Genomic DNA, 14,582 nt, shown 5'->3' with positions numbered 1-14,582 from the left:
CCTCAGAGGGTCAGGTCGTTGCGCAGGATCGCGCCCAGGCCGAAGCATTCGCGCCGGCTCTGGTTGTGGCTGAGCGGTTCGGCGCCGTTGGTGCGCGCCTTGTCGGTGAACAGCACGCTGCCGGCCGCCTTCTGGCTGCTGCATTCCAGGAAGCCATCGGAACAGCTGTCGAGCCAGTTCTGGGTGAGCTCCAGCCCCACGTTCTGCGCATAGCCACCGCAGTAGCTGTTGCTGTCCCACACCGCCGATTCCACATCCGAACCCACCACCGCGCGGAACGGCTTGGGCAGCGCCGGGCGACCGGCGGTGCCGTACAGGTTCTGCGCGTTGTAGGTGGCCATCCAGCCCACCTGCTGCATGCGCACCGCATCGTTCTGGTAACCCAGCAGCCAGCCGACCGACGCTTCGAAGGCGTTGCCGTTGAGCACGGCGTCGGCCAGCGGCGTGCCGGCCGACGAGGGCGCCAGCGCGGTGACCTTGCTGATGGTCTGGATAAGCTTCGGGTAACGGCTGTCGTAGGTGGGGTTGGACAGGATCCAGCGCACCACGTTGCCGCCGTTGGAATGGGTGATCACCACCAGCCTGGTGATGCCACGGGTGTTGATGAAGGTGGTGAGCTGCCCGGCCAGGCAGCCGGCCGCTTCAGGCTTCCACATGTACTGCTCGAAATCGCAGTTGACCACGGTGTAATTGGCGCTGTTGGGCAGGCCCTGGCGCACCGTGTCGATGATGCCCGGCTGCCAGTAATCCGCGCGCGCATCGGTCTGCTTGCCGGTGCCGTGCACGAACGCCACGCCCACCACGTCGGCGGCGTGCGCGCTGGCGCAGGCCAGCATCATTCCCAGGGCCAGGCCCGCGCCCTTCCCCACTGCAGTGCTTTGCATCGTGTGACTCCCTTTCCCGGTGATCCCCCTGATTGCCGACAGAAGCTATTCCGCCTGCGAATAGGTTTCCGTGAACCAGTAGAGGATTCCTATCATTTGAAACGACTCCCAACGCGGCCCTTCACGGCGCCATGCCGGGTCTGGCGGCATGACCAGTGGCCGCTGGCAGGGGCCTGGGAAGCTGCGATCATGCGCGCTTCACGCTTTTGAGACCTGCCGATGCACGCTGCCGCTTCCGCCCCGTTCCTGCGCCCCCTGCTGGCCACCGCCCTGATCGCGGCGCTGGCCGGCTGTACCACGGTGGCCGCGCCGACCACGCCGGTGGAGGCCTCGGTGGTGACCAAGGCGGTGGGCTACCTGGCGCCCGACGCAGTGCCGGACAGCCTGGCGCTGGTGCCGGCCCCGCCGGCGGCCGGCTCGGCCGGGTTCGCGCTGGACGAGCAGGTCAGCCGCGAAGCGCGCGCCCTGCGCGACAGCCCGCGTTTCGCCCAGGCCCACCGCGATGCCGAACTGGGCTTCCCGGAAGGGGCGAACCAGTTCGCCTGCGCGATCGGGCTGGATGTGGATGCACAGAAGACCCCCGCGCTGTACCGCCTGCTCGAGCGCAGCCGCATCGATGCCAGCGCCGCCACCCGCGCCGCCAAGCACCACTACCAGCGCGCGCGCCCGTTCATGGTCAATGGCGAACCGACCTGCACGCCGGAGGATGAAGAAGGCCTGCGCAAGAATGGCTCCTACCCGTCCGGCCACACCTCCATCGGCTGGGCGTGGGCGCTGATCCTGTCGGAAATCGTCCCCGAGCGCGCCGACGCCATCCAGGCCCGCGGCCGCAACTACGGTGAAAGCCGCCTGGTGTGCAACGTGCACTGGCAGAGCGACATCTTGGAAGGACGCTTCATGGGCGCGGCGGCGGTGGCAAGGCTGCACGACAACGCCGAGTTCAACCGCGACCTGCTGGCCGCCCGAAAGGAAATCGCAGCAGCCCGAACGGCAGGCGCAACCGTGAGCCGCGATTGCGCGGCCGAGGAAACGGTACTGAAGGTCCGACCCGCCAGCGCGCTGTGACGTTGGGTCGCCCGATGGTGACGCATCCGGATCTGATCGCGTTCGCCAGCAATTCGCGACGTATCCTGATCCACGGACGTTCGCCAGCAATTCGTAGCGCCGACTGTTAGTCGGCGACCGCGCGCAGCGCGGCGCAAGCATCCGAAGTCGAATGACTGCCATTGTGGAAGCGCCACCGACGTTTACGCCCGGCCGAAGCCACCCGTCAGGCGTTCATGACCTCGGAAGGGAGAGCTGCCGACTAACAGTCGGCACTACCGTCTGCGTTACCGTCGGCGTCACCGTCGGCGTTACCGGTTTGTGATCGACAAAAAAAACGGCGCGGATTGCTCCGCGCCGTTTTCGTCTACATGCTGCGCACCCCGATCAGAACTTCGCGGTGAACTCCACACCAAACGTACGCGGCTCGTTGAGGAAGCCGGTCAGGTTGTTGAAGTCGATCGCACCCACCACGCGGGTCTGGTTGGTCAGGTTGCGACCAAACACGGCCACGTCGTACTGGCCGTAATCCCAGTTGTAACCCAGGCGCAGGCCGCCTTCCAGCGACGAGCGGCTGCGGAATTCCGGCGACTCGTACAGGAAGAAGTTCACCGGGCTGCGGTAGGCCCAGTCGGTGTAGACGTAAAGCTCGCTGGCATCGTTGATCGGGAAGCCGGCGCGCAGCGTCAGGTTGTGGATCCACTTCGGCGCCTGCGGCAACGGGTTGCCGTTGACCAGCGCGTAGGTGCCACCATTGATCACGGTGGTCGGGTCGGTGATGGTGCAGCCGCCGCCGCAGATTGCTACCGCCAGGTCGCGGTCCTTGATCTCGGTGTCGTTGTAGCTGCTGCCCAGGGTCAGCAGCACGTGGTCGGTCAGGTAGGCTTCGAAGTCCAGCTCCGCGCCCTGGCCGATGGTCTTGTCGGCATTGAGCAGGGTGGCAGTGTTGTTGCTGCCGCCCACCGCGATCAGCTGCTGGCCATCGACGTTGTAGCGGAAGATGTTGAAGCCCAGGCGCGCGCGGCGGTCGAACAGGTCGGCCTTGACGCCCACTTCATACGAAATCACCTTCTCCGAGTCGGCCTGCGAGACGCCACCGAAGGCCAGGCGGCCCTGGATCGACGGCGCGCGGAAGCCCTTGGCCACGCGGGCGTAGGTGTTGACGTTGTCGGTGATCTGGTACACACCGCTCAGGTCCCAGCTGACATCGTCGACATCGGTGTTGGCGATGTACGGACCGCTCACCGGCGTGCCACCCGGCACCGCCTGCAGCACGCTGGCGGTGAAGTCCTTCTTGTCCTGCGTGTAGCGCACGCCGCCGCGCAGCTTGAACTTCTCGGTCACGTCGAAATCGCCGGACGCGAACGCTGCCCACGCCTTGTTGCGCTGGCTCTGCACGGCATGGCCGGTCTGCGGGTTGCCCGGGGTCAGCGAATCGTAGTTGAAGCTGTCGATGGTGACGTCTTCATCGAAGTAGAACACGCCCGCCTGCCAGTCGAAGCGGCCCCACTCGTTGGATTCCACGCGGAATTCCTGGGTCCACTGGCGGTGGTGCGGCAGGCCGTCGGCCGATTCGGACGGGAACGGAATGAAGCCCGGGCCGTAGTTGCCGGCGCCCAGGAAGCTGGCGCCGTAGCCGCCGTCGATGTCGCCATGGTTGAGCGATTCGGCGGTTTCATAGCCGGTGATCGAGTGCAGGGTCACGCTGCCCAGGTTCCACTGCAGGCGCGCGCTGCCGCCCCAGGTTTCCAGTTCGGAGAAGTTCTCGCCGTCGTTGGAGACCTTGTCGCGGTCGAAGTTTTCCACCAGCGCGTTGCTGCCCGGCTGGATGATGTTGGCCCGGAACAGGCGCGCGGTGCCGTTGAGCTTGCGCTTGTGCAGGTTGAACAAGGCTTCGAATTCGTCACCTTCGTACAGGAACTGCACGCGGCCGGCGGCTTCGTCGTAGCCTTCAAAGCCTTCGGCCGGTGCGTTCGGGCGGGTGTTGTCCACGTAGTTGTCGCGGCGCTGGTACAGCGCCGACACGCGCGCGGACCAGCGGTCGGTCAGCGGGCCACCGTAGGCGGCCTGTGTGTTCCAGGTGTCATAGGTGCCGTAGGAAACTTTGACGTAACCATCGGCATCCTGCGACGGGCGGGCCGAATCGAACTTGACCACGCCGGCCGGCGTATTGCGCCCGAACAGCGTGCCCTGCGGGCCGCGCAGTACTTCCACGCCGGCCAGGTCGAACAGCGGGAAGCCCTTCAGCAGCGGGCTTTCCTGCACCACATCGTCATACACCAGCGACACCGGCTGCGAGGCATTGAGATCGAAATCGGTGTTGCCCAGGCCGCGGATGTAGAAGCGCGGGAAGGCACGACCATAGGACGATTCAATGTTCAGGCTCGGCACGCGGGCCGACAGGAAGCGGATGTCGTCGCCGGCCGAACCGAGCACGTCGAGCTTTTCACCCTGGATGGCCGAGATCGAGACCGGCACGTCCTTGGCGTTTTCGACGCGGCGCTGGGCCGTGACCTGCAGGGTGTCGAGTGCTACCGGATCCTTGGTGGCGGGGGCGTCCTGGGCTGCGGCCGTCAATGGCAGCAGGGCGGCAAGCGCGACAACGAGGGGATGCACGGACGGAGTACGGCCGTGGGCAGTGCGGTTCGGGAACATGGCGATTAGGCTGTGTTGGGAAGGGTGGTGGACCGGCGCTACCAGACAATTGTTGCAGTACAACAACAGCGTCGCAAATGCGGACCACTGATTATCAGGATCCGGTCCCGGAAATGTGAAACGGGAACGGGTGGATGAACGCCTTCAGGGAACGGCACCGGCTCGGAATCGCCGCTGCCGGAATCTCCAGAGAGGAGGTTCGAAGCTGCGTAGCCAATGGCGACAACGAGCTCCGCCGCAGAATCACGCGGTGGATCTGGCGACAGCGTCTGGAAAGGCTTCTGTCTTGAGGCGGGTTCGTGTGGATGCCTTCCTGGCGCAACGATGGTCACACCCGAATGGTGAGTCAGTACCTGTCTTCGATCGCGGCCGGTGCTACAAACCGGGCGATCCAGAAAGGGTTCTGCAATGAATTCCCGAATCAAGCGCGGCGAGATTTACGAATGTCTTTTCGGCAGATACCGCCCACTCCTGGACCCGGACGGAGCGCCTGTCATGGCTGGGACCAATGGCCGAACCGAGTACACCAGAACCGAGTTCCAAGGCCCTATTCCCTACGAGATCCAGAAGCCCCGTCCCGTTGTCATCCTTGGAGACCACAAGGGCCAGTATCTGGTCGTTCCCATCAGCACCACGCAGGACTGCCACAACAATCCCCGGAAAGCGGGCGAGGCCAGAGGACTGCATGTCCGTCTGGAGCGTTCCCAACTGCCCGACCTTGTCAGGTACCGGAACGCACCGACCTGCTGGGCCAAGTCCAACATGGTCCAGACGGTCGACCGGAACCGCCTGAGGCCACTGAATCGACGCGGTTCGCCACCCCCAAGGGTGTCTGATGACTGCCTCGCGTCCATCCAGCGTGCAGTGATCAGGGCCATAGGCTGCCAAGGCCTCCTCGACGCCGTGCGCGATTTGTCGCAAATGGATCGAGAACCCCAGCACTCCCCCAGGCCTCCGGAAGCCCTTGAATCCGAGGCAACCCGTTGATTCCACGGCTTTCTTGACAGCTCGATGGCTTCGTTTCAGCTTGCACCCGTCGACCCTGGTCCATAAACTGGTGGCGTTGGCCGAAAGGCACACGCAGTACATTTGGCCGAAAGGCACCGAGAGGCCCGCGCAAGCGGGCCTCTTTTTTGCTGGCGCCGTTACCCAGTACGTACTACCGAGCAGCCACGCGCCACGCATCACCCGCGCGGCCAGCGCGCGCCATGGTCGGCCCGACGCCCCGCTAAACGCCCCCCGCCCCAACCATCTCGAAGGCCGGCCAACGGCCGGCGCTACCGCTATGCTATTGCCCATTCACTTTCCGCAGACGCCATGACCGCCTTCCGCCGCACCTGCCTGACGCTGTCTGTTGCCCTGCTCGGCCTGCTGGCTGGCTGTGGGGGCGAGAACGCCCGCCCCACCCCGGTCACCCCCGTGGTGGTGCCTGCCGCGCCGGCCAAGCCGGTGAAGATCGGCATCGCGCTCGGCGGCGGTGCGGCCAAGGGCTTCGCGCACATCGGCGTGATCAAGATGCTGGAAGCCAATGGCTTCGAGCCGGTCGTGGTGTCCGGCACCAGCGCCGGCAGCGTGGTCGGCGCGCTGTATGCCAGCGGCATGGATGCCTTCCAGATGCAGTCCAAGGCCGTGGCGCTGGATGAGGCCAGCATCCGCGACGTGCGCCTGTTCTCCGGCGGCTTGGTCCAGGGCCAGAAGCTGCAGGATTACGTCAACGCGCAGGTGAACAACAAGCCGGCCGAAAAGCTGAAGAAGCCCTTCGCGGCCGTGGCCACCAACCTGGATACCGGCGATCGCGCGGTGTTCGTGCGCGGCAACGTCGGCCAGGCGGTGCGTGCTTCGAGCAGCATCCCGGGCGTGTTCGAGCCGGTGAAGATCGGCAGCAACCTGTTCGTCGACGGCGGCGTGGTCAGCCCGGTGCCGGTGGATGCCGCGCGCCAACTGGGCGCGGACTTCGTCATCGCGGTGGATATCTCCAGCAAGGCCAGCGGCAAATCGCCGACCGGCATGCTGGGCATCGTCAACCAGTCCATCTCGATCATGGGCCAGCGCTTGGGCGAGCAGGAACTGGCGCGTGCCGACATCATCATCCGCCCCAAGGTGCTGGACATCGGCGCGGCCGATTTCAGCCAGCGCGGTTACGCGATCCTGGAGGGCGAAAAGGCCGCGATGGCGGCAATGCCGCAGATCCGCGCCAAGATCCAGCAGTTGCAGAAGGCACGCACGGCGGCAGCGGCGCCGCCCCCGCCCAAGCCGAAGTGCGACGAACCCTCGCGCGTGGGCAAGCTGATGGGCCGCAAGGAAAAGTGCGAGGGGTAAACCGCGTCATCGCTGGACGCCGCCCGCGGTAGAGCCGACTGTTAGTCGGCTGCTCTCCGCACGGGCGGCGGAGTCTGCGCAAAGGGCAGCCGACCAACAGTCGGCTCTACCGCTGGAATGACGCGTTGCGTCATTCCAGCTGCGACAACGGCAACGCCCTGAAGTCCTTCACCGTGCGCAGCACGAAACTGGAGTTTACGTCGGCCACGCCCGCTGCATTGAGCAGCTTGTCCAGCAGGAAGCTGGAAAAGTGCTCCAGGTCGCGCACGTAGATGTGCAGCAGGTAATCCATGTCGCCGGTCAGCGCATGGCAGGCCACCACTTCATCCCAGTCCACCACGCTGTCGGCGAACACGCCGATGGCGTGCTGGTCGTGCTTTTCCAGCTGTACGCGCACGAAGGCCTGCAGCCCCAGCCCGATCCGGCGCGGTTCCAGTCGCGCGCCGTAGCCGGCGATCACCCCTTCGCTCTCCAGCCGCTGGACCCGCCGCAGGCAGGCCGACGGAGAAAGGTTCACCCGCGCCGCCAGTTCGGCGTTGGTGGCGCGGCCATGTTGCTGGATCTCCGCCAGAAGACGCAGATCCGTGCGGTCGAACTGGGCATCTCCGGACATTGCTGCTCCGCAACATTGATTGGACGCAACGATATTGCGCCAAGTCGGCAGATCCGCGCAACTTTGCAATCCTCTTGCGCGCGCCCTGCCCTAGCATCAAGGGGTCACTTCCCAGGAGCCCACCTCGATGGAAACCGCCACCGCCCCCCGCCGCGTCGAACACCAGCAGACCGACAAGGGCTACGTGCCGGTGTACACCACCGCCGTGGTGGAACAGCCGTGGGAAAGCTACACCGCCGCCGACCACGCCACCTGGAGCACGCTGTATCAGCGCCAGCGTGAGCTGCTGGTGGGCCGGGCCAGCAAGGAGTTCCTGCAGGCGCAGGACGAGATGGGCATGAACGCGCACATGATTCCGCGCTTCGACCAGCTCAACGAAGTGCTGGGCGCCGCGACCGGCTGGACCCTGGTTGGCGTGGAAGGCCTGCTGCCGGAACTGGACTTCTTCGACCACCTGGCCAACCGCCGCTTCCCGGTCACCTGGTGGATCCGCCGCCCGGACCAGATCGACTACATCGCCGAACCGGACATGTTCCACGACCTGTTCGGGCACGTGCCGTTGCTGATGAACCCGGTGTTCGCCGATTACATGGCCGCCTACGGCCGCGGCGGCGTCAAGGCGCACGCGATCGGCCCCGAAGCGCTGCAGCACCTCACCCGCCTGTACTGGTACACCGTGGAGTTCGGCCTGATCAATACGCCCGAAGGGCTGCGCATTTACGGCGCGGGCATCGTCTCGTCCAAGGGCGAATCGCTGTACTCGCTGGAATCAGCTGCGCCGAACCGGATCGGGTTCGACCTGGAGCGCATCATGCGCACCCGCTACCGCATCGATACCTTCCAGAAGACCTACTTCGTCATCGACAGCTACGAGCAGCTGATGGAAGCCACCGCGCCGGACTTCACCCCGATCTACGCCGCGCTGGAAACGCAGGAGCACCTGCCGGCCGGTGATGTGCAGGAAGGCGACCGCGTGTTCCAGAAGGGCACTGGCGAGGGCTGGGCGGAAGGCGGCGACGTGTAAGGTTGAAGCGTCACGACCAACGGTCGTGCCCTACCGCCGGGACGGTGCGCTGAGACCAATGGTCGTGACACGGTGCGCGGCGGCGGTAGCGCACGACCGTTGGTCGTGCGGCAGCATGATCGCCGGGGACCTGCCAGAAGCCGACCCACCGGGCCCTGCCCGGCTGCGCCTTCACCGCGGATACGCCAGCAGCACCACCAGATCCTGCTCCCCGCGCTGCTGCAGCGCATGGAGGCTGCCTACGCGGGTGAGCAGCGCATCGCCGGCCGCCACGTCGTACTGCTTGCCATCCAGTACGTAGCTGCCCTGCCCGCTCACGATGTAATAGATCTCGTCCTTGTGCTGCGGGTGCAGGCCGATGCCCGCGCCCTTGTGCAGCACCCGCTTGCGCAGCACGAAGGGCAGGTCCTTGTCGTCGGCGAAGAACGGATACGCCGTGGTCGGGCCGGCACCGCCATGCGGACCGGACTGGGTAATGGCGATATCGCCTTCGTGCACCACCCGCGACGGCTTGGCCGGGTCAGCGCCGTGCCCTGCGGCTTGGCTGACATCGCAATCGATGTCGCGCTTCAACGCCGGCGTCAGCGTTGGCTGCAACGCCACCCAGTCACGCAGCACCAGGCAGGCCACGGCGGTGGCACCGGCAGTGCTGAAATGGGTGCCGTCGGCCTTCTTCTGTTCCGGCACGAACATGAAGTATGGCTTGGCGCCCTGCTCGCCCAGCGCGCGGATCCAGCGGGTGGAGCTGGCGTTGAGATCGATCAGCGCCACCTGTTCGCGCGCGGCCAGCTGCTTCACCGCCTGGGTGTACAGCCCGTGCGTGTCCAGCAACGAACCGAAGTCGTACAGCAACCGCGCCACCGGGGTGATCAACACCGGCGTGGCGCGCTTGTCGCGGGCCAGCTGCACGTAGCGCATCAGGTACTGCGGGTAGGCGGTGTCCGGGTCGTCGTAGCGGGTGGGGTCTTCGAATTTTGCGTCGTTGTGGCCGAACTGGATCAGCAGCACGTCGCCGGGCTGGATCTCGGCTGCGATCGCATCGAGGCGTTTTTCCTCGATGAAGCTGCGCGCGCTGCGGCCCGCCTTGGCGTGATTGCGGACCTGCCAGACGGCGGGGTCCAGATAACTCGGCAGGGCCTGGCCCCAGCCCATCAGCGGCGCGCGTTCGGGGCCGTAGTCGGCAGCGGTGGAATCGCCGGCAATGAAAACACGGTGCGGCGCCGCGTGTGTGGTGACCGCCGCGAACAACAAAAGCATCGGGAGCAGGAAGCGGTGCATGTTCGGGCTCCAGGAGGGCCGGCCAACGGCCGGCGCTACCGTCAGGACGTTTGGCGGGGGTACCGACCAACGGTCGGTACCTACCGGTCTTGCGCCGCGGGTTCGCGGCCGACGATCTGATCCCGGTAGGTATCGACCGTTGGTCGATACCCATGCATCACCGGGCCAGCCAACCCCCATCCACGGGAATCACCGAACCGTTGACGTAATCCGAGGCGCTGGACGCCAGGAACACCGCCGTACCGGCGAGGTCTTCCGGAGTACCCCAACGCCCGGCCGGAATGCGGTCGAGGATGGACTTGTTGCGGTCCTGGTCGGCGCGCAGGGCGGCGGTGTTGTCGGTGGCCATGTAACCCGGGGCGATCGCGTTGACGTTGATGCCCTTGTTGGCCCACTCATTGGCCAGCAGGCGGGTGATGCCGGCGATGCCGCTCTTGCTGGCGGTGTACGACGGCACCCGGATTCCGCCCTGGAAGGACAGCATCGAGGCGATGTTGATGATCTTACCGCGGCCCTGCGCGATGAAGTGGCGGCCGGCGGCCTGCGAGATGAAGAACGCGGACTTGATGTTGACGTTCATCACGTCGTCCCAGTCCTGCTCGCTGAAGTCCACCGCATCGGCGCGGCGGATCAGGCCGGCGTTGTTGACCAGGATATCCAGGCCACCCAACCCTTCGATGGTTTCGCGGATCACCCGCTCCACCGGCTCGATGCTGATCAGGTTTGCTTCCACCGCCAGGCAGCGGCGGCCGAGCGCGGTGATCTTTGCGATGGTGTCGGTGGGCGGCGCGATGCCGGCCACGGCCACATCGGCGCCGGCCTGGGCCAGCGCCACGGCGATGCCCTGCCCCAGGCCGGTGTTGCCACCGGTAACGAGGGCGACCTTGCCTTCCAGACTGAACGGATTAGCCATTGCAGTTACGGTCCTTATCCAATGCGGTGTGGGTTACTTGAGCTGGCAGATGTCCAGCACGTGCATGTCGGTGTAGTCCAGGTTTTCGCCACCCATCGCCCAGATGAAGGCGTAGTTGCTGGTGCCGGCACCCATGTGGATCGACCACGGCGGGGACACCACCGCTTCGTTGTTCTGGATCACGATGTGGCGCTGCGCGTCCGGCTCGCCCATGAAGTGGTACACACGGTCGTTCTGGCCCAGGTCGAAGTAGAAATAGACCTCGCTGCGACGGTCGTGCAGGTGCGGCGGCATGGTGTTCCAGACGCTGCCCGGCTTCAGCACGGTCAGGCCCAGCAGCAGCTGCGAGGACTGGCAGGTGGCCGGCACGATGTACTGGTAGATGGTGCGTTCGTTGCTGGTTTCCAGCGCGCCGCGTTCCAGCGCAACCGCATCCTTGATGGACAGCTGCTTGGTCTCGAAGCGCGCATGCGCCGGGGTCGAGGCCAGGTAGAACTGCGCGGGGTTGGCCGCGTCGTCGGAGGCGAATACCACCTCTTCGCTGCCCATGGCCACGTACAGGCCGTCCTTCGGGCCCAGCGTGTACACGGTGCCGTCGACGGTGACGGTGCCGCTGCCGGCGCCGACGTTGATGATGCCCAGCTCGCGGCGCTCCAGGAACGCATGGCCGGCGGCGGAGGCCGGTTCGGTCTGCTTCGGCAGCGACACCGGGCCCTTCACCGGGGCCGCACCGCCGAGCACGAAGCGCTCGTAGTGGGTGTACTTCAGGGTCACCGCGTCGGCATTGAACAGGCCGTCGAGCAGGTACAGCTCGCGCAGGTCATCGTTGCTGGCGCCCTTGATGGCGTCGGGATGGGTGGCGTAGTGGGTCTTGCAGTACATGGCGTCTCCAGAGCAGGGGTGGGCCGACGGGGCGGCCCCGGCGCGATTTCCCCCATTCTAGCCAAGGAGGAAACCGGTGTCATTTTGCATTGCGGGATCGGTGGGAAGTCACGACCAACGGTCGTGACCTACCGCGTGGAATCATCTCGTGGGGCTTTCGGTCGGGTGGGCTGCCTTGCCGGTAGGTCACGACCGTTGGTCGTGACCCGCACCGTCCCGTCAGTCCTCCGGCGGTTGGCACGAATCGCGAACGATCAGGTGCGGGCGCACGCTGGCGATCTGCAGCGCGGCCTGGCCGTCGGGCTGGACCAGCATCGCGGCGGCGGTGCGGCCGGTGTCGCGGGTGTGGCGGCGCACCGAGGTCAGCGACGGCCACAGGCGCGAGGCCAGCGGGCTGTCGTCGTAGCCGATGATGGACAGCTGGCGCGGAATGTTGATGCCCGCGCGCAGCGCCACCTTGTAGATACCGGCGGCCATTTCATCGTTACCGGTGAAGATCGCGGTCGGGCGCTGCTTGCCCAGCAGCAGCTTCTCGGCGGCGGCCACACCGGATTCGAAGGTGTAGCCGGCTTCCACGATGCGCCCGGGCGGCAGCTCGATACCGCGCTGGGCGAGGGCGTCGATGAAGCCGGCGGTGCGCTCGTGCGCCGAGCGGTAGGCGCTCGGGCCGGTGACCAGCGCGATGTCGCGGTGGCCCAGCGACAGCAGGTAATCGGCCGCTTCGGCGGCGCCGTCGCGGTCGTGGGTCACCACCATCTGCGAGGTGTCATCCAGCGGCAGCGCGGCGATGCGGGTGAAGCGGCAGCCGATCTCATCGAGCATGTCCACCAGCGCCTGGTCTTCCGACGCACGCGGCACCAGGATCACCCCGTGCAGCTTCTGCTGCTGCACGAAGCGGCGCACGCCTTCGATGTAGCCTGGGCTGCGCGAATCGCACGGATGCACCACCAATTCGAAGCTGGAGCCGCGCAGCGCGTCCAGCGCGCCGTACTGCATGTCCACGATGTACTGCGCGGTGGGGTTGTCGTAGACCATGCCGATCAGGAACGAACGGCGGAAGGCCAGCCCGCGCGCCAGCGGATCGGGCGTGTAGCCCACCTCGCGCATCAGCGTTTCCACCTTCTCACGGGTGTCCTTGCGCACCAGTGGCGAGTTGTTGATGATCCGCGAAACCGTTTTCTTGGATACACCCGACAGCCGCGCGATGTCATTGATCGTGGCGGCCTTGCCCTTGGTCAACCCGTGCGGTGACGGGTCGGTCTTGCTGCGCAGTGACATGTGTTCAAACCATGAGAGGTCGAAGGAGTCTACCGGCGCCCTCAATCAAGGGCGCGGTAGCGGAACTGGCGGAAGGTCACCTTGCCGTCGCCGGCAGCGTACAGGGCCGGCTTCAGGGCGAGGAACTTCCCGGCCACATTGTGATGGTAGCCGGAGACTTCCATCTGAACCGGGTACTTCTGCCAGGTTTTGCCGTCGGTGCTGGAATGGATGGTCACGATGTTGCGGTTGTTGGTCACCCGCAGCCACAGCTTGCCGCCTTTGGCACTGGGGGCCAGCCGGGTGGGGCGCTCCTCGCCGTAGCGGTGCATGATGAACTTCTCGCCGTTGCTGCCTACGCCCACGTACAGCCGGTCGCTGTAGAAGAGCAGGGCACCGCCCACCGCGCCGGGCGCGATGTCCATTTCGACCTCGAACTGGTAAGCCTGGTCGCCGGCGATGGCGGTCAGCGGCGAGCTGTCCTTCGGGGTGTCGCCCTTGCCCTGCAGGGTCAGGCCGTTGGCGCTGAAGCCGAGGCGTTTGTACTCGTCCTGGGCCGGGTTGAAGAACGACCACTGCGCGCCCAGGGTCTTGCCGCTGAAGTCGTCCGACAGCGCCATGCCGTGCTGGCCCACCGACTCGCCCGAGGGCTTGGCCAGCGGCTGGCCGAGGTCGCCGCCTTTGGCCACGAACCAGCCATCGTCGGTCCACTCGATCGGCTCCAGCAGTGCCTGGCGGCCGAGGGTCCAGTAGCCGTTCTCGTAGCCGTGGTAGATCATCCACCAGCGCCCGTCGGTGCCTTCCACGACGGTGGCATGGCCACGCGACCACCACGGCTCACTGGCGGACTTCGTGCGGGTGATCGGGTTGTTCGGCGCGTTCACCCACGGCCCGTGGATCGAGCGCGAGCGTGCGGTGATCACCATGTGCCCGGTCGGCGGGCCGGCGGTACCGCCCACGGCGGTGGTCATGTAGTACCAGCCGTTGTGGAAGTTGATCTTCGGACCTTCCTGCGCGTAGGCCTCCACGTCCCAGCTTTCCGGGTACTTCCAGCCGTCGTAGACGTGTTTCGGCTTGCCCACCACGCTCAGGCCATCGTCGGCCAGCTGCACGTAGGCGCCGCCGCTGAGGAACAGGTAGCGCTTGCCGTCTTCGCCCACCGCATGGCCGGGGTCGATGTAACCGCCCAGGCCGATGTCGATCGGCTCGCTCCACGGCCCGCGGATGTTGTCCGACCACACCACGAAGTTGCTGCGGGTTTCGCCGGTGCGTGCCGGGAAGTAGATGAAGTAGCGGCCGTCGTGTTTGACGATGTCCGGTGCCCAGATCGCGCCGACATTCTTCGTGATCGCGTGGCCCAGCGGCTGCCAGTTCACCAGGTCGCGCGAATGCCAGATCGGCAGGCCCGGGTAGGCGTCGAAGGAGGACAGGGTGAGGTAGTAGTCGTCGCCATCCTTGAGCACCGACGGATCGGGGCGGTCGCCGGCGAACACCGGGTTGAGGAAGGTGCCGTTGCCCAGGTCGGCCTGGCGCTGGTTCTCGATGCCACGCTTCCACGACGTGGCCGGCACATCGGCGGCATGCAGGGCGCCGGCGAGCAGCAGGCCGGCGGCGGCCAGCCCGGCCAGCAGGGTCTTCATACGCATGGGGTGTCTCCCTGGTTCGGTGCAGGACCCGCCTGCGAAGGCGGGTCCACATCCGCGATGGCGGCAC

11 protein-coding genes are annotated in these 14,582 nt (G+C 66.1%); 3 read left to right on the top strand and 8 right to left on the bottom strand.

Going from position 1 to position 14,582, the window contains the following annotated elements; translation table 11 throughout:
* Positions 1–2: 2 nt before the first annotated feature.
* Positions 3–884, bottom strand: coding sequence for a hypothetical protein (locus KVS69_RS09150; protein ID WP_095362426.1), 882 nt, complete (start codon positions 882–884; stop codon positions 3–5).
* A gap of 219 nt (positions 885–1,103) precedes the next feature.
* On the opposite strand from KVS69_RS09150, the gene KVS69_RS09145 reads away from it, so the two are divergent.
* Entirely contained in the window at positions 1,104–1,949 is an 846-nt protein-coding gene (locus KVS69_RS09145) for a phosphatase PAP2 family protein (protein WP_217537835.1), read from the top strand.
* 366 nt (positions 1,950–2,315) lie between these two features.
* On the opposite strand, the gene KVS69_RS09140 is transcribed toward KVS69_RS09145, so the two are convergent.
* Entirely contained in the window at positions 2,316–4,583 is a 2,268-nt protein-coding gene (locus tag KVS69_RS09140) for a TonB-dependent receptor (protein ID WP_217537834.1), read from the bottom strand.
* A 1,317-nt stretch (positions 4,584–5,900) separates the two neighbouring features.
* On the opposite strand from KVS69_RS09140, the gene KVS69_RS09130 reads away from it, so the two are divergent.
* On the top strand, positions 5,901–6,902 hold the full coding sequence (locus KVS69_RS09130; RefSeq protein WP_217537832.1) for a patatin-like phospholipase family protein: 1,002 nt from the start codon (positions 5,901–5,903) through the stop codon (positions 6,900–6,902).
* Positions 6,903–7,032: 130 nt separating this feature from the next.
* On the opposite strand, the gene KVS69_RS09125 is transcribed toward KVS69_RS09130, so the two are convergent.
* On the bottom strand, positions 7,033–7,515 hold the full coding sequence (locus KVS69_RS09125) for an Lrp/AsnC family transcriptional regulator (protein WP_068848115.1): 483 nt from the start codon (positions 7,513–7,515) through the stop codon (positions 7,033–7,035).
* A gap of 127 nt (positions 7,516–7,642) precedes the next feature.
* On the opposite strand from KVS69_RS09125, the gene phhA reads away from it, so the two are divergent.
* Positions 7,643–8,539 carry a phenylalanine 4-monooxygenase gene (phhA, locus tag KVS69_RS09120; protein ID WP_217537831.1) on the top strand — a complete coding sequence of 299 codons (897 nt, stop codon included), beginning with the start codon at positions 7,643–7,645 and terminating at the stop codon, positions 8,537–8,539.
* Positions 8,540–8,710: 171 nt separating this feature from the next.
* Here the strand turns inward: phhA and KVS69_RS09115 are convergent, their stop codons facing one another.
* From KVS69_RS09115 to KVS69_RS09095, 5 genes are all read right to left on the bottom strand, one after another.
* Positions 8,711–9,817: a GDSL-type esterase/lipase family protein gene (locus KVS69_RS09115; protein ID WP_217537830.1), complete on the bottom strand. Its 1,107-nt coding sequence runs from the start codon at positions 9,815–9,817 to the stop codon at positions 8,711–8,713.
* 157 nt (positions 9,818–9,974) lie between these two features.
* Positions 9,975–10,730, bottom strand: coding sequence for a 2-dehydro-3-deoxy-D-gluconate 5-dehydrogenase KduD (kduD, locus tag KVS69_RS09110; RefSeq protein ID WP_093535379.1), 756 nt, complete (start codon positions 10,728–10,730; stop codon positions 9,975–9,977).
* A 33-nt stretch (positions 10,731–10,763) separates the two neighbouring features.
* Positions 10,764–11,612: a 5-dehydro-4-deoxy-D-glucuronate isomerase gene (gene kduI, locus KVS69_RS09105; protein ID WP_068848104.1), complete on the bottom strand. Its 849-nt coding sequence runs from the start codon at positions 11,610–11,612 to the stop codon at positions 10,764–10,766.
* A gap of 219 nt (positions 11,613–11,831) precedes the next feature.
* Positions 11,832–12,890, bottom strand: a complete 1,059-nt coding sequence (locus KVS69_RS09100) for a LacI family DNA-binding transcriptional regulator (RefSeq protein ID WP_093535383.1) — start codon at positions 12,888–12,890, stop codon at positions 11,832–11,834.
* Positions 12,891–12,931: 41 nt separating this feature from the next.
* A complete protein-coding gene (locus KVS69_RS09095; protein WP_254622108.1) occupies positions 12,932–14,509 on the bottom strand; it encodes a family 43 glycosylhydrolase in 1,578 nt (525 codons plus the stop codon).
* Positions 14,510–14,582 lie beyond the last annotated feature (73 nt).

The sequence above is a fragment of the Stenotrophomonas sp. GbtcB23 genome (assembly GCF_019091045.1).
GTDB lineage: Bacteria > Pseudomonadota > Gammaproteobacteria > Xanthomonadales > Xanthomonadaceae > Stenotrophomonas > Stenotrophomonas rhizophila_A.
Note: the sequence above shows the minus strand (reverse complement) of the source record. Positions and strands in the feature narration are given on the sequence as shown.